The sequence below is a fragment of the Erythrobacter fulvus genome (assembly GCF_028595285.1).
In the GTDB taxonomy this organism is placed as follows: Bacteria; Pseudomonadota; Alphaproteobacteria; order Sphingomonadales; family Sphingomonadaceae; genus Erythrobacter; species Erythrobacter fulvus.
Genome location: NZ_JAQQXQ010000003.1, coordinates 156,577 through 183,047 on the forward strand (window position 1 = coordinate 156,577; position 26,471 = coordinate 183,047).

At 63.3% G+C, this 26,471-nt stretch carries 17 protein-coding genes; 9 read left to right on the forward strand and 8 right to left on the reverse strand.

Going from position 1 to position 26,471, the window contains the following annotated elements; translation table 11 throughout:
* Nucleotides 1-17: 17 nt before the first annotated feature.
* The gene (locus OIK40_RS05250) at nt 18-2,237 is read right to left on the reverse strand and encodes an acylase (RefSeq protein WP_273676806.1); all 2,220 of its coding nucleotides are present in this window, start codon (nt 2,235-2,237) and stop codon (nt 18-20) included.
* A gap of 208 nt (nt 2,238-2,445) precedes the next feature.
* Here OIK40_RS05250 and clpB point away from each other — a divergent pair, with 208 nt between their 5' ends.
* The 3 genes from clpB to OIK40_RS05265 all read left to right on the forward strand — a co-directional run bounded on the left by clpB (nt 2,446) and on the right by OIK40_RS05265 (nt 10,978).
* The gene (gene clpB, locus OIK40_RS05255; protein ID WP_273676808.1) at nt 2,446-5,022 is read left to right on the forward strand and encodes an ATP-dependent chaperone ClpB; all 2,577 of its coding nucleotides are present in this window, start codon (nt 2,446-2,448) and stop codon (nt 5,020-5,022) included.
* 359 nt (nt 5,023-5,381) lie between these two features.
* On the forward strand, nt 5,382-8,828 hold the full coding sequence (locus OIK40_RS05260) for a TonB-dependent receptor domain-containing protein (protein ID WP_273676810.1): 3,447 nt from the start codon (nt 5,382-5,384) through the stop codon (nt 8,826-8,828).
* 155 nt (nt 8,829-8,983) lie between these two features.
* Nucleotides 8,984-10,978, forward strand: coding sequence for an alpha/beta hydrolase family protein (locus tag OIK40_RS05265; protein WP_273676811.1), 1,995 nt, complete (start codon nt 8,984-8,986; stop codon nt 10,976-10,978).
* An 80-nt stretch (nt 10,979-11,058) separates the two neighbouring features.
* Here OIK40_RS05265 and OIK40_RS05270 read toward each other — a convergent pair whose 3' ends face one another.
* Complete coding sequence (locus tag OIK40_RS05270; protein ID WP_273676813.1) at nt 11,059-11,604, reverse strand: hypothetical protein; 546 nt, start codon at nt 11,602-11,604, stop codon at nt 11,059-11,061.
* A 273-nt stretch (nt 11,605-11,877) separates the two neighbouring features.
* On the opposite strand from OIK40_RS05270, the gene OIK40_RS05275 reads away from it, so the two are divergent.
* Complete coding sequence (locus OIK40_RS05275) at nt 11,878-14,820, forward strand: TonB-dependent receptor domain-containing protein (protein WP_273676814.1); 2,943 nt, start codon at nt 11,878-11,880, stop codon at nt 14,818-14,820.
* A 139-nt stretch (nt 14,821-14,959) separates the two neighbouring features.
* On the opposite strand, the gene OIK40_RS05280 is transcribed toward OIK40_RS05275, so the two are convergent.
* The 3 genes from OIK40_RS05280 to OIK40_RS05290 are packed head-to-tail and all read right to left on the reverse strand — an operon-like array spanning nt 14,960 to nt 18,314.
* A complete protein-coding gene (locus OIK40_RS05280) occupies nt 14,960-15,853 on the reverse strand; it encodes a class I SAM-dependent methyltransferase (RefSeq protein WP_273676816.1) in 894 nt (297 codons plus the stop codon).
* Entirely contained in the window at nt 15,850-17,601 is a 1,752-nt protein-coding gene (locus tag OIK40_RS05285; RefSeq protein WP_273676818.1) for a putative 2OG-Fe(II) oxygenase, read from the reverse strand. The genes OIK40_RS05280 and OIK40_RS05285 overlap by 4 nt, the downstream gene beginning before the upstream one ends.
* Entirely contained in the window at nt 17,583-18,314 is a 732-nt protein-coding gene (locus OIK40_RS05290; RefSeq protein WP_273676983.1) for a 2OG-Fe(II) oxygenase, read from the reverse strand. Before OIK40_RS05290 ends, OIK40_RS05285 begins: the two co-directional genes overlap by 19 nt.
* Before the next feature lie 190 nt (nt 18,315-18,504).
* Here OIK40_RS05290 and OIK40_RS05295 point away from each other — a divergent pair, with 190 nt between their 5' ends.
* The 5 genes from OIK40_RS05295 to OIK40_RS05315 all read left to right on the forward strand — a co-directional run bounded on the left by OIK40_RS05295 (nt 18,505) and on the right by OIK40_RS05315 (nt 23,049).
* Nucleotides 18,505-19,674, forward strand: a complete 1,170-nt coding sequence (locus tag OIK40_RS05295) for an acetyl-CoA C-acetyltransferase (RefSeq protein ID WP_273676820.1) — start codon at nt 18,505-18,507, stop codon at nt 19,672-19,674.
* 91 nt (nt 19,675-19,765) lie between these two features.
* Entirely contained in the window at nt 19,766-20,551 is a 786-nt protein-coding gene (locus OIK40_RS05300) for an SDR family NAD(P)-dependent oxidoreductase (RefSeq protein ID WP_273676821.1), read from the forward strand.
* Between the two features lie 54 nt (nt 20,552-20,605).
* Complete coding sequence (locus OIK40_RS05305) at nt 20,606-21,556, forward strand: c-type cytochrome (protein ID WP_273676822.1); 951 nt, start codon at nt 20,606-20,608, stop codon at nt 21,554-21,556.
* A 127-nt stretch (nt 21,557-21,683) separates the two neighbouring features.
* Nucleotides 21,684-22,556, forward strand: a complete 873-nt coding sequence (locus OIK40_RS05310) for a crotonase/enoyl-CoA hydratase family protein (protein WP_273676824.1) — start codon at nt 21,684-21,686, stop codon at nt 22,554-22,556.
* Nucleotides 22,549-23,049: a MarR family winged helix-turn-helix transcriptional regulator gene (locus OIK40_RS05315; protein ID WP_273676825.1), complete on the forward strand. Its 501-nt coding sequence runs from the start codon at nt 22,549-22,551 to the stop codon at nt 23,047-23,049. Before OIK40_RS05310 ends, OIK40_RS05315 begins: the two co-directional genes overlap by 8 nt.
* A gap of 26 nt (nt 23,050-23,075) precedes the next feature.
* On the opposite strand, the gene OIK40_RS05320 is transcribed toward OIK40_RS05315, so the two are convergent.
* The 3 genes from OIK40_RS05320 to OIK40_RS05330 form a co-directional block, all read right to left on the reverse strand.
* Nucleotides 23,076-24,092, reverse strand: a complete 1,017-nt coding sequence (locus tag OIK40_RS05320) for a type II secretion system F family protein (RefSeq protein WP_273676827.1) — start codon at nt 24,090-24,092, stop codon at nt 23,076-23,078.
* Nucleotides 24,093-24,108: 16 nt separating this feature from the next.
* A complete protein-coding gene (locus OIK40_RS05325) occupies nt 24,109-25,080 on the reverse strand; it encodes a type II secretion system F family protein (RefSeq protein ID WP_273676829.1) in 972 nt (323 codons plus the stop codon).
* A gap of 107 nt (nt 25,081-25,187) precedes the next feature.
* Nucleotides 25,188-26,471, reverse strand: a complete 1,284-nt coding sequence (locus tag OIK40_RS05330; protein WP_273676831.1) for a P-loop NTPase family protein — start codon at nt 26,469-26,471, stop codon at nt 25,188-25,190.

Genomic DNA, 26,471 nt, shown 5'->3' on the forward strand with positions numbered 1-26,471 from the left:
TGGAAGGGATGGCCCGGTCAGCGGGCGTTGCTCACGATGGCGCGGTTGCTGGCATTCGCCAGCACATCCTCGCGCCAGAAATGGACGGGTTTCAGCTTGTGTTCGACAAACATCTTCATCTGGTCGGTGTAATGCGGACTCGTGGGACGGCTTGTGGCCGATCCGAAGGGCTGGATCGAGCGCGAGAATACCGGCTTGCCCGGCTGCCATTCGACCCACTGGATGAAGCTGTCGCCATGCTTGAGGCTGAGCCGTCCGTCATCGTCCACGTCCCACGTGGTAGAGGCGCGCAGCGTGTCTGACCCGCCGTCGAGCGGCAGGTCCTTATCCCCCTGCCGCAGCCGTAGCAGCTCGCCCATCGGCGGATCGAGCCGCCCGAAATGGGTCATCAGGTGATCGGCGGCCGCTTTGACCTTCTCGCGCACGTCGGGAAAGGGCTTGTTGCTGTAATCGGCCGACATGAAGTCCCGGATCACCAGCAGCGCCAACGCGTCAGCCCGGCCGTTGCCGTCGGCGGTGAAATCCCATGATTTCAACAATTCCACCGCATCGCCGAATTCCGCCGGATCGGTCGTGGAGACACTTATCGTATCAAGCGTATCGAACAGCCGCGCGACATAGCCTTCGCGCGCATAGCCGGTGTCGTACTTGATCCGCTCGAGCGCCGCACGGTCGAGCACGCCTGCCTCGGATAGCAGCTTGTAGGCGCGGCGCGAGCGGTTGGTTTGCTTCAATTCGATGCCCATTACCGGCGAGAACGCACTAGGTTCCAGATCGCTCCCGGCGCCTGCCGCAGTAAAGGGCGTGTTGTTCGAATTATAGACCCAGCCCGAGGCCGGATTGATGATCTTGGGCAGTTCGGCATAGTCGACCGCGCCGTTCCAGATCAGCGCCGAATTGTCGCCCGGCAGCACTGAACGCCAGTCGGCTTTCACATCCTCGGGCCGGTCGGGGATCGCGGCGTTGTAGACATAGGCGATATTGCCCACGGCATCCGCGTAGATGAAGTTCGTCGAAGGGATCGCCAGCCGGGCGATCTGGGCCTGCCATTCGTCAAGGCTGGTCGCCTTGTTGAGCCGGTAATAGGCATCGAGTTGTTCGAGCCGCCCGATCCCGCCGTAACGGATTGCAAAGGCACCCTTGTCGTTGCGGATCACCGGTCCGTGAACCGAACGCAGCACCTCGCGACGGATCGGCAGAACGACGGGGCCGATCTTCACGGGAAGCGTTACCCATTCGCTTTCTAGATCGCGCCAGTCGCCGTCCAGACGGTAGCGCGTGCCGGTTTCGTCCAGTTCCAACTGGTATACGTCGATCATGTCGGGGGTGTTGACTGTGTTGGTCCAGCCCAGATGCTCGTTATGGCCGAGGAAGGGGAAGGGCGATCCGGGGAAGTTCGCGCCTGCGAAGTGCCAGCCTTCGCCGCTTTCGACCACCAGTTCGTACCAAGCCACACCGCCGCGCAGGGGCTGGTGCGAATTGGAAATCAGGGTGGTTGTGCCGCCGCCCTTGTTCGGCGCCACCGCAAAGGCATTGGAGCCGAGCTGTTCCGCATCCTCGCCCAGCGGCAGGACAAGCCTGCGATTGGCTTGCGCAGGCGCGGCATCCGCGTCTGCCGCCGCGCCCGGTAGGGGTTCACGCGGGAAGCCGGGGATGTCGGGGCCGTGTTCGTGGCGCAGTTCCTCGCCTGCGGCCAGCGGCCCGATCACGCTGTCGAGCCCGAAGAAGAATGGCTGGCGCAGCGCGAAGCCGGCAGCGACGTCGATCCCGGCGACCGGAAACAGGTTTGCCAACTTCAGTTCGTCCGGATGCTCTTCGGCATAGTGGTTGAGGCCCGCGGCATAGGCTTCGAACAGGGCACGGGTATCCTCGGGCAGCTTGGGATAATTCGCCTCGGCCGTCCCGCGGGCATCGATCAGGTGGTAGACATAGTCGATCTTCGCCCCGTCCTCGCCCGCGATTGCGCCATAGCGTCCGCGCGCCATCGCGACGACATCCTGCAGGGTGAAGAAATCGTCTTCGGCATGGGCGACCGCGACTCCGAAAGCAGCATCGGCATCGGTTTTGCCGTAGATATGCGGCACGCCGAAACGGTCGCGGATGATCTCTGCGGAATAGGTGCGGTCGGCGGCCGGATTGGCGGCGCTGGCGAAAAACGGCTCCCACGTCGCGAGCACTGTGAAGGCCAGAACGCAAACCGCCACCAGCGCAATTGCGCCGCGCTTCAACCACTTCATCGCTGCTGCTCTCCCCGCATGATGCGTGCGGCTTCATTGCCCGCGCGGCGGAAGAGGTCAAGCAGCACCGTCCCTCTTGTCATGGGTCAAAGACGAACCCACCTAGTCGGGTAATACACCAGACGGCATCATTTTTTAGCCGCTGGTTCTTGTGTTGCATAAGTGCAACACTATTTGGGTGGGGCAACCTTTGGAGGGGTTATACCAGATGAATCTCGATAAGTTCACCGACCGCGCGAAGGGCTTCCTGCAAAGCGCGCAGACCGTTGCGATCCGCATGAACCACCAACGCATCAGTCCGCTGCACCTGTTGAAGGCGCTGCTGGAGGACAATGAAGGCATGGCATCCGGCCTGATCCAGCGCGCCGGCGGAGAGGCCGCGCTGGCGGTGTCTGCGGTGGACGATGGGCTGGCGAAGGTGCCGGCGGTTACCGGCAGCGGCGCGCAGGCGACCCCGGGCCTCGATAACGACGCGGTGCGCGTGCTCGATCAGGCAGAACAGATCGCCGACAAGGCGGGCGATTCCTATGTCACCGTAGAACGCCTGCTGGTCGCGCTGGCGCTGTCGCAGACGGCTGCGGGAGAAGCGCTCCGGGCTTCGGGTATCACGCCGCAAAGCCTCAACGCCGCGATCGAACATCTGCGCGGCGGCAAGCGCGCCGACAGCGCCAATGCCGAGGCCAATTACGACGCGATGGAAAAATATGCGCGCGACCTGACCAAGGCGGCGCGTGAGGGCAAGCTTGATCCGGTGATCGGCCGTGACGAGGAAATCCGCCGCACGATCCAGATCCTCGCCCGTCGTACCAAGAACAATCCGGCGCTGATTGGCGAACCCGGCACCGGCAAGACCGCGATCGCCGAAGGTCTCGCGCTGCGCATCGCCAATGGCGACGTGCCCGACAGCCTGAAGGGCCGCACGCTCATGTCGCTCGACATGGGGGCGCTGATCGCAGGTGCGAAATATCGCGGCGAATTCGAGGAACGGCTCAAGTCGGTACTCGACGAGGTTAAGGCCGCCGAAGGCAACATCATCCTGTTCATCGACGAGATGCACACGCTGATCGGGGCGGGCGCGTCCGAAGGCTCGATGGATGCCTCGAACCTGCTGAAGCCGGCCCTGTCGCGCGGCGAGTTGCACTGCATCGGCGCGACGACGCTCGACGAGTATCAGAAATATGTCGAGAAGGATCCCGCCCTCCAGCGGCGGTTCCAGTCCGTCTACATCGACGAACCAACCGTCGAAGACACGATTTCGATCCTGCGCGGGATCAAGGACAAGTACGAGCTGCACCACGGCGTGCGCATCACCGACGGCGCGATTGTCGCCGCGGCCAAGCTGTCCGACCGCTATATCTCGAACCGCTTCCTCCCCGACAAGGCGATCGACCTGATGGACGAAGCCGCGAGCCGCATCCGTATGGAGGTGGAGAGCAAGCCCGAGGAGATCGAGGCGCTCGACCGGCGCATCATCCAACTGAAGATCGAGGAACAGGCGCTCCAGAAGGAGACCGACCAGGCCTCCAAGGATCGGCTGGTGAACCTGCGCGAGGAACTGGCAAACCTTGAGCAGCAATCTTCCGAACTCACCACCCGCTGGCAGAACGAGCGCGACAAGATCGAGGCCGAAGGCAAGATCAAGGAGCAACTGGACGCCGCGCGCCTGGAGCTTGAACAGGCCCAGCGCACCGGCGATCTCGCCAAGGCTGGCGAGCTGTCCTACGGCACTATCCCGGCGCTCGAAAAGCAGCTCGTCGAGGCGCAGAGCCACAGCGAGAACGCGCTGTTGCGCGAGGAAGTGACCGAGGAGGACATCGCCGGCGTCGTCAGCCGATGGACCGGCGTGCCCGTCGACAAGATGATGGAAGGCGAGCGCGAAAAGCTGCTCGACATGGAAAACATCCTCGGCAAACGGGTGATCGGCCAGTCGCAGGCGATTGAGGCCGTGTCCAAGGCCGTGCGCCGGGCGCGGGCCGGATTGCAGGACCCGAACCGGCCGCTGGGCAGCTTCCTGTTCCTCGGCCCGACGGGCGTCGGCAAGACCGAGTTGACCAAAGCGCTTGCCGGCTTCCTGTTCGACGACGACAGCGCGATGGTGCGGATCGACATGAGCGAATTCATGGAGAAGCATGCCGTCGCCCGCCTGATCGGCGCACCTCCGGGCTATGTCGGCTATGAAGAGGGCGGGGTGCTGACCGAAGCCGTGCGCCGCCGCCCCTATCAGGTGGTGCTGTTCGACGAGGTCGAAAAGGCGCACAGCGACGTGTTCAATGTGCTGCTTCAGGTACTGGATGACGGGCGCCTCACCGACGGCCAGGGCCGGGTGGTGGATTTCAGCAACACGCTGATCATCCTTACCTCCAACCTCGGTAGCCAATATCTCGCCAACCTGCCCGACGGCGGCGATGTCGCCAGCGTCGAGAAGGACGTGATGGACGTCGTGCGCGGCCATTTCCGCCCGGAATTCCTGAACCGTCTGGACGAGATCATCCTGTTCCACCGTCTGGGCCAGGAACACATGGCACCGATTGTCGAGATCCAGGTGAAGCGCGTGCAGAAGCTGCTTGCCGACCGCAAGATCACGCTCGATCTTACCGATGCCGCGCTGCGCTGGCTCGGGCGGGTGGGCTATGATCCGGTCTATGGGGCGCGGCCATTGAAGCGCGCGGTGCAGCGCTATCTGCAGGATCCGCTGGCGGAGATGCTGCTGGAAGGAAAGCTGCCCGACGGGGCCACGCTGCACATCGACGAGGGCGATGGCGCGCTGACCATGTCGATTCGGTAAGTTACGGAAGGCCTTTGCGGCCTTCGCAAGATTGTGGCGTCGAAAAGTCCGAAACAGCAAGTGGGGCGGTTTGTTGCGTCCAAGCCGCCCTTTCTTTTAATAATCGCAAAGCCACATTCTAACAAAATTTCGGCAGAAACCCGATGCCCTGCCTGAATGTGGGATTAACGCAACACCTGCCGGAAAAGTGCGGGGGCGTTTCGGCGCTCTTTGACATCAAACTTTCGCTATTGCACAAAACGGTCACTGCGGGGACTGAGTAGGGCAACCAAGCATTCGTGGGCCTGTCACATGGGGCAATTATGTGACTTGGCCTTTGGGCTGTCGTGCTGTCTCCGGTTAGGGCAACTGGAGTGATCATGAACAAAATTCGGAGCAATTCGCTGAAGGCGCTTGCCTTCTCCGCGTCGGCAATCGCGTTCGTTGTGGCTGGCCCTGCTTGGGCGCAGGATGCGGATCAGCCGCAAGACGACGAGGAAGAAGAGGTCGACGTTACGACCGACGCCAAGGGCCGCTCTGGCCAGGGCGGCAACATCACCGTCACCGGCTCGCGCATCGTTCGCGACACCTACAGCTCGATTTCTCCGCTCCAGGTCCTCTCGACCGAAAACCAGCAGGCTGTCGGTGCGTTCGACCCGGCTCAGATCCTGCAGCGTTCGGAAGCGGCTGCCGGCACCCAGATCGACGCGACCTTCCAGGGCTTCGTGCTCGATAACGGCCCCGGTTCGCAGACGATCAACCTGCGCGGTGTCGGCGCTGGCCGCACGCTCGTGCTGGTCAATGGCCGCCGCCTCGCTCCCGCGGGTGTGGAAGGCGCGCCGACCCAGCCTTCGATCAACCTCATTCCGGCGACGCTGGTCGACCGTTACGACCTGCTGACCGACGGCGCTTCGTCGATCTACGGCTCGGACGCGGTTGCGGGCGTGGTCAACGTCGTGCTCCGCAAGGACTTCGACGGGCTCGAACTCCAGGCCAACGGCGACATCAACCCGATGGGCGCTGGCGAGGACTACTCGGTCTCGGCTGCATGGGGTAAGAACTTCGACCGCGGTCTGTTCGGTGTCGGCGTCGAATACCAGTTCCGCGACGAAGTGAAGCTGCGTGACCGCGACTTCCTGCGTGGTTGTACCACCAACCTCGAAGAAGATGCTGCAGGCAACATCTACCGTCTCGGCATCGCCGATAACGCGGTGGTGCGTTCGCGCAGCAACAACCAGATCCAGGTTTCCGAAAGCGAGTGCACCGTCACCGGGATTTCCGGCCGTATCTTCAACGCCTTTACGCGTTCGGGCTCGGTCTACTTCCCGGCGAATGGCAACATCGCCAACTTCCCGCTCGATCCGCGCACCGGCCGTCCGTTCCTGTTTGGTGACAACACCAACTTCTTCGGTCAGGAACAGGATCGCAACGGCGATGGCATCCGTGACGTCGACTTCCAGAACGTCAACACCAACGCCAGCCCCGAAGAACTGGACCGCACCTTCATTTCGCAGCAGGAGCTGATCAACGTCTTCGCTTACGGGGAATACACCTTCCCGGGTGAAGCCAACATCACGCCCTTCTTCGAAGCGCAGTACACCCGCGCCGACATCACCAACACGGGTGCGGGCAACCCGCAGATCTTCCCGTCGGTGCCGGACGTAAACCAGTTCAACCCCTGTAACTTCATCAGCAACCCCAGCGGGGTGGACTGCCGCGCGGTCGACAACGCCTTCCAGGAAATCAATCCGGGTCAGGCCAATTTTGGTCGTGCCGGTCGGCTTTCGACGGGCTTCCCGCTGCCGGTGACGCCGATCGCCTCGATCCGCGGCGACCGCAACAACTTCGACGTTCTGCAGGAGCAGTATCGCGGGGTGCTCGGTGTGCGCGGCGACCTGCCGTTCATCGGTTCGAGCTGGACCTTCGAAGTTGCCGGGACCTATTCGCGGTCCGAGGGTAAGTCCTCGCGTCTGGGTATCCGTGAAGACCGTCTGGCGCTGTCCATCGGTCTCGACCCGACGGCCGACTACGACGGCGACGGCGTGTTCGACAACGACGGTGACGGCATCGCCGACGACTACAACCAGAACCTCGACTTCTTCGGGTTCTTCGGTGATCCGCAGGTTATCGGCGAATGTAATGTCGCCGGTCTCGCCAACCCCGGTGCTGCTGCGCCTGACCTGACCCAGGGATGTGTCCCGGTGAACCTGTTTGCACCGAGCGTGCTGACCGGTGCGGTCGGCGACTTCGCCAGCCAGGCCGAGCGCGACTATCTGTTCGACAGCCGCGACTTCGACACCACCTATGAACAGATCATGCTGTCGGCCTATGTCACCGGCGACCTGTTCGAACTGCCCGCCGGCCCGGTCGGCGTGTCGTTCGGTGGTGAATGGCGCGAGGACTCGATCAACTCGAACCCCGACTTCACCGCCTCGAACGGCCTGTTCTTCGGCTTCTTCCAGGACGGCGGCGCTTCGGGTTCCAAGTGGATCCGCGAACTCTTCGGCGAAATCGACATTCCGCTGATGGCGGGTGAGACGATGGTCGAAGAACTGACCGTCAACATCTCGGGTCGTCTGACCGACGAGCAGTTCTACGGGACCAACGGCACCTTCTCGCTCAAGGGCGGCTGGCGTCCGGTGGCTCCGCTGCTGTTCAAGTTCAGCTACGGCACGTCGTTCCGCGCGCCGAACCTGCGCGAGAACTTCCTGCGCGGCCAGTCGGGCTTCACCACGCTGTTCGACCCTTGCGCCGTGCCGGATGATGCGTTCGTCAACGGGGCTTACGACCCGACGCTCGACCAGCGCGAAGCGTTCATCCTCTCGAACTGTACCCGTGAAGGCCGCGATCCGACCCGCGTGGGTATCGACGGTGAAAACCTGAACACCCAGCAGTTCGTCAGCGGTGAAATCACTCAGGGCGGCTCGCTCGACATCGATCCGGAAACCTCGCGCTCGATCACCGCGGGCATGGCGTTCGAGGAAGATTGGGCCAGCGGCTTCCGTTTCGCGTTCAACGTCAATTACTATGACATCAAGATCAAGGACGCGATCATCGAGCCGACCGGCGCCTTCATCATCGCCGACTGCTACCTGCGCGAAGACTCGGCCCGCAGCGAATTCTGCGATCGTATCGACATCAACTCGGACGATCGTGCGCTGATCCGCGGCGTGCGTGCCGGCTTCCTCAACCGTGACGAGGAATCGGTCCGCGGTCTCGATTTCAACACCACCTTCGGCTATCCGCTGATGATTGGTGGCGAAACCTTCGACCTCGCGCTGAACCTCGTTGCCAACAAGCTGATCGAGCGTTCGAACATCCAGCGTATCGGTGTCGACGAATTCGTCCGCACCGACTTCACCGACCGCTTCGGCTTCCCGGACTGGACCGGCCGCATCACCTTCAACGTTCGTTATGACGACTTCCTGTTCACCTGGCAGACCCGTTATATCGACGCGATCGGCAACTCGGTGGACGGCGAAACCTGGCGCGAACGTATCGACTTCGGTGATGCGTTCAACGGCGGCCCGAACCGCGAGTTCTCGCCGACCTGTCTCGGCAACGGCTCGCCCAATGGTGTTGTCCCGGGTGATGGCGTGTTCTGCCGCCCGGTCGGCACGGCGCCTGAATATTTCGAGCACACCGCGTCGCTCCGCTGGGACAACGGCAACCTCCGGGTCATCGCCGGTATCCGCAACATCTTCGATGAGGCTCCGCCGCTGGTGTCGTCGCGTGCCGGGATCCTTCAGATCTCGAACACGCCGATCGGTAACGGCTACGACCTCAACGGACGTGAATTCTTCGGCCAGCTCCTCTATCGCTTCTGATAGAAGAATGGTTTGACTGAACGGAAAGGGCGGCCTCTCGCAGCTTGTCGAGAGGCCGCTTTTTTGTTGTATTCGTATCTGTTCCGGTCTTGCGCGAAGACCCCGGGCTTGCAGCCCGTCCGTTTCTGGAAACCAATCTGGAAAGAGTTGCTCCCATGAAATTCCTCAAAGCACCCCTCATGGCCGCGATGGCGGGCGTTTCGGTTCTCGGCCTATCCCTTGCAGCGCCCGCAGATACTCAGGCGCAGGGCAGCGTGCCGGTCGACGTCTGGGCGCTGCGCGACGTCGTTAACGCCGTGCAGATCTCGCCCGACGGCAAGCATCTGCTGGTTCACAAGGTTGAAAGCCGCGATGGCGAATATCTGCTGGAAATCTACAAGACCGACGATCTGTCAAAGCCCTTCCGGCGTCTCAACGCCGATCCGATGGAAATCATCAGCGCGTCGTGGGTCAGCAATGATTTCATTTTTGGGACTGCGTGGCAGGTCCGTCGACAATCCGTGAAGCGGCCGGAAGCGGATGTGCGCGATTACCTCGCCTATTCCTACAGTCTCGAAGAAAACAAGTTCAACCGGGTCGACGGCAATTTCGGCATCGTCAACACATTGCCCAAGGATCCCGACCACGTGCTGATCAGCACTGGTACCGCGGTTGCCGATCCGAACGGGGTCGATCCTCTGGCCGCCTTCCGCCCGAGGTCCTACTTCAAGTTCAATCTCAAGACCGGCGCACGTGAGCTGGTCCTGCGGACCGGCGGCAAGATCCGCAGCGTTTCGGCTTGGGATGACGATGGCAACGAGCGCTTTGCGGTGTCGCCCGACTTCGACGCCGGCAAGTACATCTATTATTATCGCAAGCCGGGGGACAGCGACTGGACCAAGTTCCAGGAGCTCGACATCGAAGATCCCAAGAACATTTACCGGGTACTCAGCGGTTTCCACGGAATCGTCGGCTTCGATCCGGACAATGCAAATATCGGCTATATGATCGACAACCCCGCCGGCGAGGACAAGGCGGGGCTCTACGAGTTCGATTTCACCACAGGCCAGATCGGCAAGAAGCTGTTCCAGGCCGACAATGCCGATGTGATGGCCGCCCAGTTCCACTCGATCCCCGGTAACTCAAAGCTCGTCGCCGCCCGCTTCCCGGGTGAAAAGATGGAGCGTTTCTGGTTCGACGAGGAAGAAAAGGCCCTCTACGACGCGCTGGAGCAGCAAATTCCGCATGCCTGGCAGGTTTCGATCGCGAGCCGGTCGCTCGACGGCAGCTCGATGATCGTCACCAACCGCGGTCCGCACGATCCGGGTTCGTTCTGGCTGGTCAAAGACGGAAAGCTTGCCAAGCTTGGCAGCCGCAACCCCTTGGTCAATCCCGATCAACTCGCCGATGTGAAGTATATCCGTTACAAGGCGCGCGATGGGATGATCATCCCCGGTTACGTGACCATCCCGAAGGGCAAGCCGCCGTTCCCTCTGGTTGTCCAGCATAATGGCGGCCCGGCGGTGAACGGCATGGTCGGCTATGATGAGATGGGCCAGATGCTCGCAGCCAATGGCTACATGGTGTTCCACCCCGAGATCCGCATTTCCACCGGTTGGGGCCAGAACCACTTTGACGCGGGCTACATGCAGCACGGCCTTGCGATGCAAGACGATAAGGACGACGGGGTTCAATACCTGATCGAACAGGGCCTCGCCGATCCCGATCGGGTGGCCTTCTTCGGCTGGTCTTACGGCGGCTATGCAGCGCTGGTCTCGCTCAGCCGCGAACCGCAACTCTACCAGTGCGCGATTGCGGTAGCGGCGGTGGCCGATGCCGAGAAACAGTATCTCGGCCGTCGCGACACGACTCTGAAGACGCTTGACGAATGGAACCGCCACCGCGGCGGCACCACGGTGAACCCGATCAACGAGGTCGCCAAGGTCAATATACCGCTGTTGATGGTGCACGGCGATGTCGACCGCCGCGTGATGTACTACCACATGAAGGACTACCAGAAGGCCTTCGAAGCAGCCGGAAAGACGGGTGAGTTCATCACGATGAAGGGCGCCGACCACTTCGGCAACACCCTGAGCTTCAGCCACCAGCAGCAGCTTTATACCAAGATGCTCGACTATCTCGCGAATGATTGCGGGCCTGGCGGGCTCTGACCGGCGGATTCTACCGCATCAAAAAAGGGGCCCGGCCGAAAAGGCCGGGCCCCTTTTGATTGTCGAACTGCGGCGCGCGCCTATTCGATGCGCTTGCCCTTGACCCCCATCTGGCCGTTGATGCGGATGAAATAGTATCCCAGCGAAGCTGTCTTGAAGATCACGCTGTCGCCGGACTTGATCGGGGCTAGGCGTCGGGGCGCATTGGCGATTTCCCAAACCGCGCCTTCATCGGTGGTAAACCGCCACGCCTTGCCGCTAAGCTGCCGTGCGCCGGTGATGGTGGTTTCCAGGACCTCGCTCGCTTCCTTGTCCTGTTCGTCGCCTTCGAGGATGTCGAGGTCGGGCACGGTGAACCCGAATAGCTGACGCCGGGTGCGACGCACATCGTCGCGATCGACGATGCGGACATCGCCCGCCTCGCTGGCAGAGACCATCGATCCGACCTTGGCATCGTAGCAGGCAAGCCGTTCGGCCGCATCGGTGATGGCGCGGCACTCCTTGAGCGCTTCGATGTAATCGGCTTCCTGCGCGTTGGCCTCACCCGATCCGCCAAGTGCGAGCAGACCGGCCGCCCCTGCAGCAACCAACCTGCCGAAACGTGTTGCAGGCCGTTCAATCATCATGAGGTTTTCTCCCTTGCCGCGCGGCCGTGCAGGCGGAAATTTGCCAGCGGGCGGCACATACGCGCAGCAATATTGCCAAACCGGCGCGAGATAAAGCCTCGCCTGAATAGGACTGTCGCCAGAATGCAACAGTCTTTGCGCAACTCGTGGGCTCTGGCGTGCACATGATTGCGGTAGATGCGTCGATTGACATAGAGGGGCGCAATCCGGGCATCCGCCCGTGACTTTGGACTGCGTGCGTCGCTTTGGCGTGCGTGCATCAAGGGGACAGAAATGACTCGATTTAACAAGGCTTCGCTCCTCGCGGGCACGATCATGGCCGGTGCCATGATTGCCACCCCCGCCTACGCGCAGGATGCGGACACCACCGAAACCGCGGCGCAGGAAGACAACTTCATCGTTGTTACCGGTTCGCGCATTCAGCAGCGCAACGTCGACACCGCCGCTCCGGTCGCGGTTGTCGAAGCTGAAGAATTCAAGCTTTCGGGTACCGTCAACGTCGAGCAGGTGCTGAACACCCTGCCGCAGGTCATCCCGGGCACCACCGCTTTCTCGAACAACCCCGGTAACGGCGCCGCCACCCTGAACCTGCGCGGCCTCGGTTCGACCCGTACCCTGGTGCTGGTCAACGGCCGTCGCTGGGTCTCGTTCGACACCAACCAGGTGGTCGACCTCAACACCATCCCGCAGTTCCTGATCGAGTCGGTCGACGTCGTGACCGGCGGTGCCTCGGCTGTTTACGGTTCGGACGCGCTCGCGGGCGTCGTCAACTTCCGCCTCAAGAAGGTCGAAGGCCTCGAAATGGGTGGCCAGTATTCGATCACCGAGCGTGGTGACGGTGCACGCTACCAGATGTACGGCGCGATCGGCACCAGCTTCGACGATGGTCGCGGTAACGCCACCGTCTACGCCGAATACTTCAACCGTGAATCGATCTTCCAGGGCGACCGTGCGTTCTCGAACTTCGCGCTGGGTGCCGAAAGCTTCGGCGCGCCGCTGCAGCAGTTCGGTTCCTCGACCCTCCCGACCGCGCGTTTCAACGTTCCGACCTCGCGCACCGTTGCCGGCACTGCGCTGCCGCTGGCGCAGGGCCTCGTGATCGACGACGCGATCTTCGATCAGCCGGGTGTGGGCCGTCCGCGTGCGGGCGACACCTACAACTACGCTCCGGTCAACTATCTGCAGATCCCGCAGGAGCGCTACCTGCTCGGCGGCTATGCCGATTACGAGTTCAGCGACGGGCATCGCGCCTACACTGAAGTGACCTACGTCAACAACCGGGTGCAGCAGGAACTCGCTCCGACCCCGGTGACCGGCACCTACAACGTCGACATCGCCACGGTTTCGCCGTTCCTGAGCCCGGCGATCATCAACGAACTCAACATCCTCGACCAGCGTGAAGAGGCGGTGAACGCCGCGCTCGTGGCCGCCGGTTCGGCTCCGGCTCTCCCGGGCCTCGGTGTTGTTTCGGCTTCGATCCAGCGTCGCGTTGAAGAAACCGGTTCGCGTAACTCGCTCGACGAGCGTAACGCTTTCCGCGTTCTGGCCGGTGTGACCGGTTCGATCACCGACAACCTCAACTACGACGCTTACTATTCGTATGCGCGTACCCGTAACGCCAACGTGCAGTCGGGTAACATCTCGCGTTCGGCCTTCCAGGCTGGCCTTGATGGCACCGGTACGCCGATCAACATCTTCGGCTACAACACTCTGACCCCGGGCATGGTCGATGCGATCAGCATCCAGGCCCAGAACGGCGACATCTCGACTGTCGAAGTGGCATCGGGCACCGTTTCGGGCTTCCTCGGCGACTTCGGCTGGGGCGGTGGTGACATCGGCTTTGCGGTCGGCGCGGAATATCGCCGCGTTGCTGCCGAGTTCATCCCCGACACGGCACTGTCCTCGGGTGACGTGATCGGCTTCAACGCCGGTGACGCGACCGAAGGTGCGTACAACGTGAAGGAAATCTTCGCGGAACTTAACGTGCCGATCTTCGAAACCGACGGCGGCCAGCGTCTGGAACTCACCGGTGCTGCGCGTTATTCGGATTACTCGCTGGATAACGTCGGTTCGGTCTGGACCTACGCCGGTGGTGCCGAATTCACCGTCACCGACGGTGTGATGCTCCGCGGTCAGTACCAGCGTGCGGTGCGTGCACCGAACGTCGCCGAACTGTTCGGCGGTCAGGCGATCGGCTTCCCGGGTGCGGTTGACCCCTGCGGTAACGCGGCCTTCATCGGTGCCAACGCCGGTTCGGCTGCTATCTGTCAGGCACACGGCGTCCCGGCCGGCAACGTCGGCAATGCCGCCGTTGTCCAGCTGAACGCCCAGATCCCGGCGCTGTTCGGTGGTAACCCGAACCTCGGCGAAGAAACCGGCACCAGCTGGACTGCAGGTATCGTTCTGCAGCCGACTTTCGTGCCCGGCCTGACGATCACTGCCGACTACTTCAATATCGAAGTGGAAGACTTCATCACCGTGGCGGGCGGCAGCCTGCAGGGTCTGATGAACCTGTGCTACAGCGGTGGCAACGCCACCAGCGTGCTGTGCCAGCCCTTCATCGGCATCCGTAACGCTGATGGTGCGATCACTGTCGACGCGCCGCCGCTCGTCAGCGGTATCAACGCGGCGAAGCAGGAAGTTTCCGGTGTTGACCTTCAGATCAACTACAACACCTCGCTTCCGTTCTCGCTGCTGACCGACACCGGTTCGTCGCGGTTCGACCTGAACTTCAACGGTACCTGGACCGACAAGAACGACTTCACCCCGGTTGTGGGTCGTCCGGACGTCGACGTCTGCGCCGGTCAGTTCGGCGGCAACTGCGGCCAGCCGATCGCGTCGTACAAGTGGGCCTCGCGCTTCACCTGGATCGACGGTCCGCTGACCACCACCGTCCGCTGGCGTCACCTGTCGGGCGTGGATGATGCCGATGACTCGGTGGATTACGCCGCGTTCAACGGTATCGAGCGTATCAGTGCCTACGACCTGATCGACCTCACCTTCGCCTTCGAAGCGAGCGAGAACGTGACCGTCGCATTCGGTGTGAACAACCTGTTCGACACCCTGCCGGGCTCGCCGACCTTCAACGGCATTGTGGTCGACAACCGTCCGAACAGCCTCCTGCTGGGCGACAACCAGGAGCAGGCCAACACCTACCCGAGCGTGTACGACGTGCTCGGCCGCGACTTCTTCGCATCGGTGGCGTTCTCGTTCTAAGAATGCAGCCGGGCGAAAGCTCGACAAGAAAGGGGCGGCGGACTTCGGTCCGCCGCCCTTTTTCTTGTTCTGCTCTGGGGCGTGCGGAAACAGCCGCGCACATTGCGCGACGCCCGTGCCCTAGCGGCGGCTGTGAATGTCAGGAAAAGGTGAGGAAAGAGGCGAGGGCACGGCCCGAAGGCTCGCACACGTCTTCGCTCGCCTGCTCATGCAGATCGTGAGTTGCAAAACCGGCGATGATCTCCTCGCGCCGGTCGGCGGTGGCACAGGCCCGTTCAAGCGATGCGATGCGTCCGATTTCGTTCGCGGCCCGCATCTCGATTTCGGCGATCGTGGCGCGGATTGCCGCATCTCCTGCCTGCGTGCCCATCAATACGGCGCGGCGTAGGGCCTCCGGGATTTCCCAGGCCGGACTTTCATCGCCGAACTTGCGTGCGCCGACGATGCCGACCGCTGCGGCGACCTGCGCGGCGACCTGCGGCCCGCCATTGGGGGCTTCAAGTGCGGTCACCACAACCTGCGCCAGTTTCTGTTCGCCCAATACCCAGTCGATCGCTGCGCGGCGGGCAAGATTGTGTTCAAGGATCGGTCCGTCGCCGCGATGCACCATCAGCCCGACCGTGCCTCCGGGCGCTAGCACCCGCGCGATTTCCGCAGCGACTTTGCCCACATCGCCATATTCGAACCCGAACTGGCTGACGACCGCCGCAAATGTGGCGTCGGTGAAGGGCAAAGCCTCCATGGCCACGCCGCCACGTGTGATCGTGCCTTCGGGTGCAGCCGGCAGATCAGGGGCAAGATCAATGCCTTCGAGCGCAAGATCGGCCCGTTCGGCCCGCATCCAGCCCAGCACCCGTCCATCACCGGTGGCAAGATCGAGTAACTGCGCGCCCTTGGGCAGGTTAGCGATGAAACCGCGCCACGCGGTGCGTTGTGCGTCTTCGATCGCGGCCCAGCGCTTCGGCAGGCACCCGCCTTGCGTCGCGCCGGCATTGGCCGCCCAGAAATCGCTCCATGCTGCTGCGTCGCTCATGCCGTTTGCTCCTCACTGGTGACCACGTCGAAGGCCACGGTCATGCGCTCCGCCGCGCTGCCCCGCGCCGAACCGAAGGCAGTGGTGCCATGGTACAGCGTTGAGGGGAACAGCGCGAGGTGCGCTTCGCGTGGGCGGATCACCTTGAGCGGTTCGAGATCGAGCCGAAGATCTGGCGGCGGTCGCCCGACTTCCAGCCAACCGCGGCGGAGCTGTTCGTCCTCGGCCTCATCCGGCACCACGAGATAAAGTGCGGAGGAGACGATCCCCTGCGGATGGATATGTGCGGTGTGATAATCGCCCGCACCCGTTCCTCCCCCCGTGAGGCGAACCGACCATGAACCCAGCAACTGCCACGGGGCCTCGCGGTGGCGCAGCAGAGGGTGGGTATCGTCGCGGGGTGGCAGTTGCGCGCGGTAGGTTTCCAGTGTGGCGTGGATCGCTGCGTGCAGTTCCGCCAGCACCGGTTCGGTGCGATGGAACAGGATGCCGCGGGTCTGGGTGCCACCCCGCAGCGATTGGCCCAGCGGCATCGAGGATGCGGCATGCAGGCGTCGCAATTCGGCAATCGCCTCTGCCACCAGCCCTTCGCGTCCAACCAGCGGGCGCAGCTGGACGAGGCCGGCTTGATCGTGGAGCCATTCGGCGCGGGGATCATCCGCCAGCCGCCACGCCATGCCGCGCAGCGCCCAGGCGGAAATGTCCCACGGATCGCTCGCCAGCACCCGCACCAGCAGCCGCTCCGCCGCCTCGGGATCGCGCCCGCGCAGGCGGTGGCGGGCTTCGTGAAGGAAGCGCAACGGGCGTTCGTCCGCCAAGGCGGCGAAAATCGCATCGGCCCGCGCGTAATCACCTGCGGAACCGGCGTGGATCGCTTCAAGCAGCGCAAAGTGCGCCTCGTTCGGGAAGCGACGGCGGGCTTCGGCGGCGACCTCGGCTGCTTGCCCAGCATGGTCAAGCCCGGCGAGGGTTTCGATATGGGTCGCGGGAATGTTCGGATCCTGCGGGACACGTGCGGCAGCATCGCGGAAAGGCGCGGTGAAATCGGCCTCCCCCGCCGCCAATCGCAGTCCCGACAGGAACGTAAGTCCTGCTAGAAAACCTGGTGCCTGTTGTACGATCTGTTCGGCGATCACGCGCGCACCAGTGACATCGCCAGCGACTTCGAGCGCTTGTGCCTTGCCGAGCCACAAGTCGGCATCGCCGGGACTGACGGCCAGCGCCCGATCGAACCGGGCAACCGCATCCGCTTCCCCGCGTTCCAGTGCAACCCGCGCACGCCCGTGTAGCGCACGCAGCCGCGTCGGTTCGAGCGATAGCGCCACGTCATACCACTGCGCCGCCGCTGCCGGATGGCCCAGCGCGCGTTCGGACAAGGCACGCACGCTGGCGTGACGCGCGTCGCGGCGTCCTGACGCATCGTGCCGTGCGAGCACCTGCACTGCTTCGCCATGCCGGCCCAATTGTTGCAGTGCGATGGCTTGATTGACCGCATATTCGGCCACTTGCGGCGCAGCCGCGCAGGCTGCGGCAAAATGCGCTTCGGCGGCGGGCACGTCGCCCGCTTTCATCGCCAGATCGCCCGCCGCATCGGCCAGCGGTGCATCGTCGGGAAAGGCACGGCGCGCCTGTTCTGCCAGCGTCCGCGCGCCTGCCGCATTGCCCGAATGCAGCATCATGCGCATGTTCAGCAGCGCAGCGGCTGCGTTAGCCGGGGGCGTCGGGATATTCACCGGGTGCGCAACCATCCGGTCATTGCCATGCGTCCGACTGGCGCGAAGGGCGGCACATAGCTGACAAGGTGCGGTTGCGGCACGCGGAACAGGTTGAGCGCGTTGAAGCGCGGGCGGAACCCTTCAACCACATCGCCTTCTTCGTCGAGGAACAGCAGATACCCGCCCCAGTCCGGATGCCAGTCGTCGCGGGCGAGGTTGAGCACATAGGCGACTTCCCAGCCTTCGGCGACGTGACTGTCGATGTGGCGGCCGAGATAGTGGGTGGGGGCGAACAGCGTCGCCTGTCCGTCGGCCTTGAACAACGTGCCGATCCCGGTCACGTCCCGCGCCAGATCCATGAAGGCGGGGGAATTGATATGTTCGAGCATCACCTCGTGCGGTCCGCCCGGATCGTGATTTTCCTGAACCGCGGCCACCAATGGGTAATGCGCGAAGCGAAAGCCGTATTCGCCCCGCGCGGAATGTTCCTCTGCCGCGCGTGCCGCCTGCTGTAATTCCTGCTGGCCCTGCTGCGTGCGGAGTTCGCCCGCGCCAAAGCTGCGCGGCTTTTCAAGCCCCGCGCCCACTGCCATGCCCCACGGCGTTCCGCGCGCCAGCACGGCGAGCATTTCGCGCGCGCTTTCCGGCGTCAGGACATCGCGGATCTGCACCCGGCCGGTTGCCGCGAAGCGGGCTGCAAGGGCATCGCGATCCAGCGCAGGGTTGAGTTCGAACAGGGTCTTCATCGCCACTCCCGGCGGGTGCCTGCCACCCCGTCCGCAGCAAGGCAAGCGTCTGGCCCTTGCACGACCATCATTTTGCGCGCTTGATTTGCTTATCGCGGTTCAATAGGCGGAACGTCAAAGGCAAGTGGCGATACGAAACTGATCTGTCGCCCGCAGGCCTTGTCCGACAACGGATTGCATGGAGAGAGCAATGAGCACTGCCTATATCGTTGAAGCCGTTCGTACTGCCGGGGGACGGCGCGGCGGGCGTCTGGCCGGAGTCCATCCTGTGGACCTGCTGGCGAAGTCGCTGGACGCGATCGTCGAGCGTTCGGGCATTGACCCCAAGGCGATCGACGATGTGGTGACCGGCTGCGTCAGTCAGGCGGGCGAGCAGGCGATGCAGGTCGGACGGATGGGCGTGCTCGCCTCGAAGCTTCTTCCGCAGTCGACCCCCGCGGTGACGATCGACCGTCAGTGCGGTTCCAGCCAGCAGGCGATCCAGTTCGCCGCACAGGCGGTGATGAGCGGCACCCAGGACGTTGTGATTGCGAGCGGTGTTGAAAGCATGACCCGCGTTCCCATGGGCTCCAACGTCACACTGCACATGAAGGAAGGCCTCTACAGCAAGGCAGCCGGGATCGAGGAGAAGTTCCCCGGCATCAACTTCAGCCAGTTCATGGGCGCGGAAATGATCGTCAAGAAGCACGGCTTCACCAAGGACGATCTTGATCGCTTCGCGCTTTCCAGCCACGAAAAGGCGATTGCCGCAACCAAAGCTGGGGCATTCGATAACGAGATCGTCGCGATCGAGGTCGAAACGCCCGAAGGCCCCCAGATGCACACCGTCGATGAAGGCATCCGCTTCGATGCGACGCTGGAAGGCATCGCGGGCGTCAAGCTGCTGTCGCCCGACGGGGCGATCACTGCGGCTTCGGCAAGCCAGATCTGCGACGGTTCGTCGGCCGTGCTGGTGGTTTCGGAAGCGGCCCTGAAGGCCCACGGCCTGACCCCGCTGGCGCGCATCCACAACCTGACCGTGACTGCGGGCGATCCGGTGATCATGCTGGAAGAACCGCTCTTCGCCACCGACCGCGCATTGCAGCGCGCCGGTATGACGATCAACGATATCGACCTGTTCGAAGTCAACGAAGCCTTTGCGAGCGTTCCGCTGGCGTGGCTCAAGCACACCGGGGCCGACCCTGAAAAGCTCAACGTCCACGGCGGCGCGATTGCGCTTGGTCACCCGCTCGGCGCGAGCGGGACCAAGCTGATGGCAACCCTGGTTCATGCATTGCGCCGCCACGGCAAGAAGTATGGCCTCCAGACGATGTGCGAAGGCGGCGGCGTTGCCAACGTGACCATCATCGAGGCGCTTTGATGCGTTTTCGCCCGTGCTTCGTAGGCGAAAATCCTTCGCTCAAGCGCCGCGCGGGCTGATTTAAGTCATTCCAATCTGAGAGGAAAATTCAATGGAAGTTTCAGCCAATACTCCCGCCGTTGTCACTGGTGGTGCCTCGGGCCTCGGTGCCGCCACCGCCCGCGCGCTGGCCGCTAAGGGCGCGAAGGTCGCGATCTTCGACATGAACGAGGAGAAGGGCAATGCCATGGCTGCCGAGATCGGCGGCGTGTTCTGCAAGGTCAACGTAACCAGCGACGAAGACGTGGACGCCGGTTTCGCCAAGGCGCGTGAAGCCCACGGGCAGGAGCGTATCCTGGTCAATTGCGCGGGCATCGGCAACGCGATCAAGACCGCCAGCCGTTCGAAGGAAGACGGCTCGATCAAGCACTTCCCGATTTCGGCCTTCGATTTCGTGATCCAGGTGAACCTGATCGGCACCTTCCGCTGCATCGCCAAGTCGGCCGCCGGGATGCTCACGCTCGACCCGCTCGACGAGTTCGGCGAGCGCGGCGCGATCGTCAACACCGCGTCCGTCGCGGGCGAGGATGGCCAGATCGGCCAGGCGGCCTATTCGGCCTCGAAGGCGGGCGTGATCGGCATGACGCTCCCCATCGCACGCGACCTCATGAACGAGGGCATCCGCGTCAACACCATCCTGCCGGGCATCTTCGATACCCCGCTGCTTGCCGCTGCGCCCCAGAATGTGCGCGACGCGCTGGCTGCGTCGGTGCCGTTCCCCAAGCGCCTCGGCATCCCCACCGAATATGCCAAGCTGGCCATGTGCATGATCGAGACCGGCTATTTCAACGGCGAGGACGTGCGCCTCGACGGCGCCATCCGGATGGCCCCTCGCTAAAAGCGCAAGACTGGCCTATGATAGCGCAGTAGCGCCTATACGGAGGAGCGCCGCATGAACTCGCCCCGGACTTTCGCAATGCTGGCATTGCTGGTGGCGGGCGCGATCGGGTTGGCGGTGTTCCTCCTGCGCTCTCCGGCCACCGCGCCGGAGAGCACGCCTGCACCGGCTTCAACGGCTGCAGCGACACCGGCCGCTTTCCAGCCGCCCGACGAGGCGAGCATCCCCGAAGGACCCGAAGGTGACGCGATCCGGCGCGGGCGCGACCTGTTCCTGCATACCGGCGAATACGCGCGGCCCTATGTCGGCAGCGGTCTTACCTGCGGCAATTGCCACCTTGATGCCGGACGAACCGCCAATGCCTCTCCCATGTGGGCGGCTTGGGGAATGTACCCTGCCTATCGTAGCAAGAACGACTCCATCAACACGATGGAAGACCGCATCCGCGGCTGTTTCGTCTATTCGATGAACGCACAGGCCTCGCCCGCCGGCGTTCCGCCGCCCTATGGCGACGATATCTACCGCGATCTGGAAACCTATTTCGCGTGGCTCGCCACAGGTGTGCCGATCCGCACCGAAATGCCGGGGCGCGGTTTCCTCAAGCTCGACATGCCAGCGGGCGGCGTCGACCAGCAGCGCGGCCGGGCCGTTTACGAGGAGCAATGCCTCGCCTGCCACGGCGAAAACGGCGAAGGCGTGAAGAACGACGACGGCACCTATGCGTTTCCGCCGCTATGGGGCCCGACGTCGTTCAACTGGGGCGCGGGCATGTCCAAGACCGCCAACGCTGCAGGCTTCGTGAAGGCCAACATGCCCTTCGGCAATGGCGGCAGCCTGACCGACCAGCAGGCGTGGGATGTTGCCGCCTTCATCACCAGCCGCGAGCGCCCGCGTGACCCGCGTCAGACCGGCAGCATCGAGGAAGCCCGCGCGCGGTTCCACAAGGATGGCGACTATTACGGGCAGACCATCGACGGCGATCTGCTGGGCGACGGGACGCCCTGAGGCACAAGCGGGCGGCGCGTCCAGCCGCTGTTTTGACAGGCTTGTCTTCCCCTTCCGGACAGTGTCTCATGTATGGCCAACGGGCAGGCGAACGGGCCTGCATACGCACCTTCGGGAGAGGAATTGCATGAGCGGATACACCCAGATTACCGTCGCCAAGTCGGACGGCATCGCCACCATCACCCTCAATCGTCCGGACAAGCTCAACGCCTACACCCGCACCATGGGCGAGGAGATCATGGCGGCGATGGATGATATCGACGGCGACGACGCGGTGCGCGCGGTGATCTTCACCGGCAGCGGCGAGCGCGCGTTCTGCGCGGGTGCCGATCTGACACCCGAGGGTGGCGGGCAGGTATTCTCGAGCGGTGACGAGGTCGAAAGCCTTTCCGACAGCCGGGTGCGCGACGGCGGCGGGTTGCTGACCCTGCGGCTGTTCGAATCGAAAAAGCCGCTCATTTCGGCTTGCAACGGTGTCGCGGTGGGTGTCGGTGCGACGATGCAGCTTGCTATGGACATCCGCCTTGCCAGCACCACCGCGCGTTACGGCTTCGTATTCGCCCGCCGCGGGATCGTGCCCGAGGCCGCGTCGAGCTGGTTTCTGCCGCGCATCGTCGGGATCAGCCAGGCACTGGAATGGTGTTACACAGGCCGGATCTTCGATGCCGAGGAAGCGAAGGCGGGCGGGCTGGTGCGCTCGGTCCATGCGCCCGAAGATCTGCTCCATGCGGCAAGGTCGCTGGCCAGCGAAATTGCCGAGAACACCTCGGCCATTTCGGTCGCGATGACGCGGGCGATGATGTGGCGGCTGTCCAGCACCGATCACCCGATGGAGGCGCACAAGATCGATAGTCGCGCGATTTATCGTCTGTCGCGCGGGGCCGATGCCAAGGAAGGCATCGCGAGCTTCCTCGATAAGCGCAAGCCGATGTATCCGGGCAAGGTCAGCGCCGACATGCCCGACTTTTACCCGTGGTGGGACGAACGCCCTTATGAATAAGGATGCGGGCCGGCTGGCCGGCTTTCTGCCTTACCAGCTCTCGGTCGCCTCCAATGCGGTCAGCGCGCTGATTGCCGAGCGTTATCGCAAACGCTTTGCGCTGAAGATCCCAGAATGGCGGATCATGGCGATACTGGGCGACGGTGCCGGTGAAGGGGGCGCGATGACCCAGCGTGCGCTGACGGCCGCGACGTTGATGGACAAGGTCGCGGTTAACCGTGCGGTCAAGGTGCTGGAGGAACGCGGGCTGGTTGCGCGGGTGCCCAATCCGGTCGACGGTCGCTCGCACCTGCTCGAACTGACGGACGAGGGCCGCGCTATCCATGCCGAGGTGATGCCGCTGGCGCTGGCAATCGAGCGTGAATTGCTGGCCGGGTTTGATCCTGCGGAAGAGCAGGCTCTTCGGCGTCTTCTGGCAGGTCTGCACGCGCGGGCGCGCGGACTGGCCGAGGCTGCGGGCAAAGCGAAGGCGGGGCAGGGCGGGATCGACTGACCCCGCCCGCCCGTTCCGGCGGCGCGTCAGCCGCCCGTGATTGCCGAGTTGTTGATCAGCGCATCCGAGATCGAACAGGCCGCCGGGCCGAGAATGACCACGAACAGCGTCGGCAGGATGAACAGGATCAGCGGCACCGTCATGATCGCCGGCAGACGCGCGGCCTTTTCCTCGGCACGCATCATGCGCTCGTTGCGGAATTCGGCCGACAGCACGCGCAGCGCGCTCGCCAGCGGGGTCCCGTAACGCTCGGTCTGGATCATGGTGGTAACCACGCCCTTCACCGCTTCGAGATCGACGCGGTAGGCGAGATTGTTGAACGCCATCTTGCGCTCGTTGAGGAACGACAGCTCAATAGCGGTCAGCGCGAATTCATCACCCAGTTCGGGATAGGCGCGGCCCAGTTCCTTGGCGACGCGGTTGAACGCGGCGTCCACGGTAAGACCGGCCTCGGCGCAGATCACCAGCAGGTCAAGCGCGTCGGGCAGACCCTTCTGGATTTCCTTGGTCCGCTTGGCCGCCTTGTTGCTCAGGAAGATTTCCGGGCCCTTGTAGGACACGAAGATAGCTCCGGCAAAGGCGAACAGGCGGGTCATCGGGCCCCAGTCGGGCCAATACTCGATGCCGTAGATCAGCAGTGCGGCGAGGCCGCCGATAACGATCGGCAGAATGGCGCGCGCACCGATGATAAGGAACGCCAGTTCCTTGTTGCGGTAGCCGGCATGGGCCAGCTTCTGTTGGATAACCTTGATCTGGCTTTCCTGCAGGACGTTGAGCTTGCCCAGGCTTTCCTTGACCTTGTCGGTCGTGTCGTTGCGCCGTGCAAGGCGCGTGCGCTTCTTCGTCGACGAAGTGACGATGCCCGCCTTCAGCTGTTCGCGCCGCGCTTCGAGCACCTTGACGCGCTTGGCCATCGGATCGCGGATGGTGACCGCGGCGTAGATCGCCAGCACCATTGCAAAGGCGGCGAGACCGGCAAGGATGGTCCCGACCATGATAACGTCGAAACCGAGCAGGGTAGGGCCGGCAGGTTGATCAAGCATGGCTGTGTTCCCCGGATCAGATTTCGAAATTGACCATCTTGGCCATGATCGCGACCCCGATGCCCATCCAGCACAGGCCGCCCAGGCCCGCGACGATCAGACGGTCATCGCTGAAGAAGCCGCCGAGATACTCGGGGTTAACCCAGTAAATCAGGCCGAAGACGATGAAGGGCAGCGAGCCGACGATATAGGCCGAGGCTTTCGATTCCGAGCTCATCGCCTTGATCTTCAGCTTCATCTGACCGCGCTTGCGCAGCACGTCGGCCAGGTTCGACAGAGTCTCGGCAAGGTTGCCCCCGGTTTCGCGCTGGATCGCGAGCGTGATGGTGAAGAAGTTGAATTCGGGAATCCCCAGCCGGTCGGCAGTGTCCTGAAGCGCGTCTTCCATGGTCTTCCCGACCTTGATGCGATCAACAATGCCGCGGAATTCGATCCCCACCGGGCCAGGCACTTCCTGCGCCACGACGCCGAGCGTTTCGGTTACCGGCAGACCCGACCGCAGACCGCGAACGAGCAGTTCGAGCGCATCGGGAAACTTGCCTACGAAGGCGTTCGTGCGTTTGCCGATGAAGTACTTCACGACCAGATGCGGCACGCCCGCGCCCACAGCCATCCCGACCCCCAGCGACAACAGCAATGCGCCGCTCTGCAGGAAGATCAGCACGGTCACGGCCAGTGCCAGCCCGATCGAGGAGTACATGTATTGCGAGACGCTCCAGCCCTTGCCGGTACGATCAAGCCGCACCGCCAGCGCTTCCGCCCGCGAACCCGACCCGGCGACCTTGAAGCTCTTGGGCTTGCGTGCTGCGATGGCGCGCTTGAACTGGGCGTCGACCTTGGCATCGACGCTTTCCGAATGGCGGTAGCGCAGCGACTGCACCCGGCGCTTTTGCGCCTTGGTCACGCCCGATCCGGTCACCAGCAGGTAACCGAAAACAAGCGCCATGAAGATCACCGTAGTGATGAGCAGGGTTTGGATAAAGTCCATGCTGTTGCTTCCTGCCTAGTGCCGCGCAAACGCAGCCTGCGTTCTCGTTTCTGGCCCGCGGAGGGAAGGGCGGACTGTGCCGCACCTTCCTCCCGCAAGGGACCGGATCATTCGGCTGCTTCGGTTTCGTGCTTTGCCTTCTTGGCAAGCAGCGACTTGAAGTCGAAACCACTGAGCAGCGATTTCTTCTCCTCGCCTCCCGACAAGGCGAGGTTGTCGACATCGGCACCGATGATGCGCTCGGCGATCTGGCGGATCGCCGCAGTCGCCTTGCTCGAACGGTTGGCATCGACAAATACCTGGCCCAGCTTGGCCGCATTGGAGGCCGCCTTGATGTCGTAAGGCACGACGAAGTCGACCTTACGCTCAATCGAGGCCTCGAAGTCTGCCTTGCTGATTTCCGCAAGGCTCGGCTGGACCTTGTTGGCCACGATCATCGGATGCGCGTGCGCCGCGTTGGTTTTCAGCCACGACAGGATGCGGATCGTGTCGCGCGCCGAGGCCAGCGTAAGTTCGCAGGTCAGCAGAACCAGGTTCACGTCAGCCATAAGCTGCGGGAAATTGATCAGCATGTTGCGCGGCAGGTCGATCACCGTCATCTCGAAGGCCTGACGGAATTCGTCCTCGAGCTGCACGAAGGCCGCGCCGTCGGTCATCAGCGGCTGGCTTATCGGTGCCTCGGCCGACAGGATCGACAGGTTGTCATTGGCGCGAACCATGGCGCGTTCAATGAACAGCGGGTCGATGCGGCTGGGGTTCTCGATCGCGTCGGTCAGGCCGCGGCCCGGTTCGAGATCGAGCGCCAGCGCCCCGGTGCCGAAATGCACGTCGAGATCGAGCAGCGCAGTCGGCGACTTGTGCGCTTCGGAGAACAGCCACGCCAGCGAGGTTGCCAGCGTCGATGCCCCGGCCCCGCCGCGGGTGCCCACCACTGCGGTCGAGATATGGCGCCGCGCGGCGTCGGCATCGCCGCCCTTGGGGGACATGAACATCGCCAGCGCCTGGTTGAGCGCATCGTGTACTTGCTGTGCCGACAGCGGCTTGAGCAGATAGTCGTGGATGCCGCTCGCGAGCAGGTCGCGATAAAGGCGCACGTCATTGACCTGACCGATGGCGACCACCACCGTGCCGGGTTCGCACACCTCGGCCAGCGCGTTGATGTCGTTCAGCGGATCACCGCTTTCCGACAGGTCGACGACCAGAATCGCCGGGCTGGCGCTGACGGACAGGGACTGGACCGCGTTGCGCAGGCCGCCCTTGTTGCACTTCTCCGGTGCCCAGCCGAATTCGACCACCACCGGACGCAGAACGTCGAGGGCATTATCGTCGCAGATGAAGGCTGCAAACGGGTCACGGTTGCCGGGCAAGCCCGATTTCCAGGGAGCGTTCAT

What these genes read in the sequence shown, in the direction of transcription:
- OIK40_RS05285 (WP_273676818.1), bottom strand. Translation starts at nt 17,601, where the DNA reads ATGGTTGCGCACCCGGTGAATATCCCGACGCCCCCGGCTAACGCAGCC.
- OIK40_RS05295 (WP_273676820.1), top strand. Translation starts at nt 18,505, where the DNA reads ATGAGCACTGCCTATATCGTTGAAGCCGTTCGTACTGCCGGGGGACGG.
- OIK40_RS05260 (WP_273676810.1), top strand. Translation starts at nt 5,382, where the DNA reads ATGAACAAAATTCGGAGCAATTCGCTGAAGGCGCTTGCCTTCTCCGCG.
- OIK40_RS05250 (WP_273676806.1), bottom strand. Translation starts at nt 2,237, where the DNA reads ATGAAGTGGTTGAAGCGCGGCGCAATTGCGCTGGTGGCGGTTTGCGTT.
- OIK40_RS05270 (WP_273676813.1), bottom strand. Translation starts at nt 11,604, where the DNA reads ATGATGATTGAACGGCCTGCAACACGTTTCGGCAGGTTGGTTGCTGCA.
- OIK40_RS05275 (WP_273676814.1), top strand. Translation starts at nt 11,878, where the DNA reads ATGACTCGATTTAACAAGGCTTCGCTCCTCGCGGGCACGATCATGGCC.
- OIK40_RS05280 (WP_273676816.1), bottom strand. Translation starts at nt 15,853, where the DNA reads ATGAGCGACGCAGCAGCATGGAGCGATTTCTGGGCGGCCAATGCCGGC.
- OIK40_RS05325 (WP_273676829.1), bottom strand. Translation starts at nt 25,080, where the DNA reads ATGGACTTTATCCAAACCCTGCTCATCACTACGGTGATCTTCATGGCG.
- OIK40_RS05290 (WP_273676983.1), bottom strand. Translation starts at nt 18,314, where the DNA reads ATGAAGACCCTGTTCGAACTCAACCCTGCGCTGGATCGCGATGCCCTT.
- OIK40_RS05305 (WP_273676822.1), top strand. Translation starts at nt 20,606, where the DNA reads ATGAACTCGCCCCGGACTTTCGCAATGCTGGCATTGCTGGTGGCGGGC.
- clpB (WP_273676808.1), top strand. Translation starts at nt 2,446, where the DNA reads ATGAATCTCGATAAGTTCACCGACCGCGCGAAGGGCTTCCTGCAAAGC.
- OIK40_RS05320 (WP_273676827.1), bottom strand. Translation starts at nt 24,092, where the DNA reads ATGCTTGATCAACCTGCCGGCCCTACCCTGCTCGGTTTCGACGTTATC.
- OIK40_RS05315 (WP_273676825.1), top strand. Translation starts at nt 22,549, where the DNA reads ATGAATAAGGATGCGGGCCGGCTGGCCGGCTTTCTGCCTTACCAGCTC.
- OIK40_RS05300 (WP_273676821.1), top strand. Translation starts at nt 19,766, where the DNA reads ATGGAAGTTTCAGCCAATACTCCCGCCGTTGTCACTGGTGGTGCCTCG.
- OIK40_RS05265 (WP_273676811.1), top strand. Translation starts at nt 8,984, where the DNA reads ATGAAATTCCTCAAAGCACCCCTCATGGCCGCGATGGCGGGCGTTTCG.
- OIK40_RS05330 (WP_273676831.1), bottom strand. Translation starts at nt 26,471, where the DNA reads ATGAACGCTCCCTGGAAATCGGGCTTGCCCGGCAACCGTGACCCGTTT.
- OIK40_RS05310 (WP_273676824.1), top strand. Translation starts at nt 21,684, where the DNA reads ATGAGCGGATACACCCAGATTACCGTCGCCAAGTCGGACGGCATCGCC.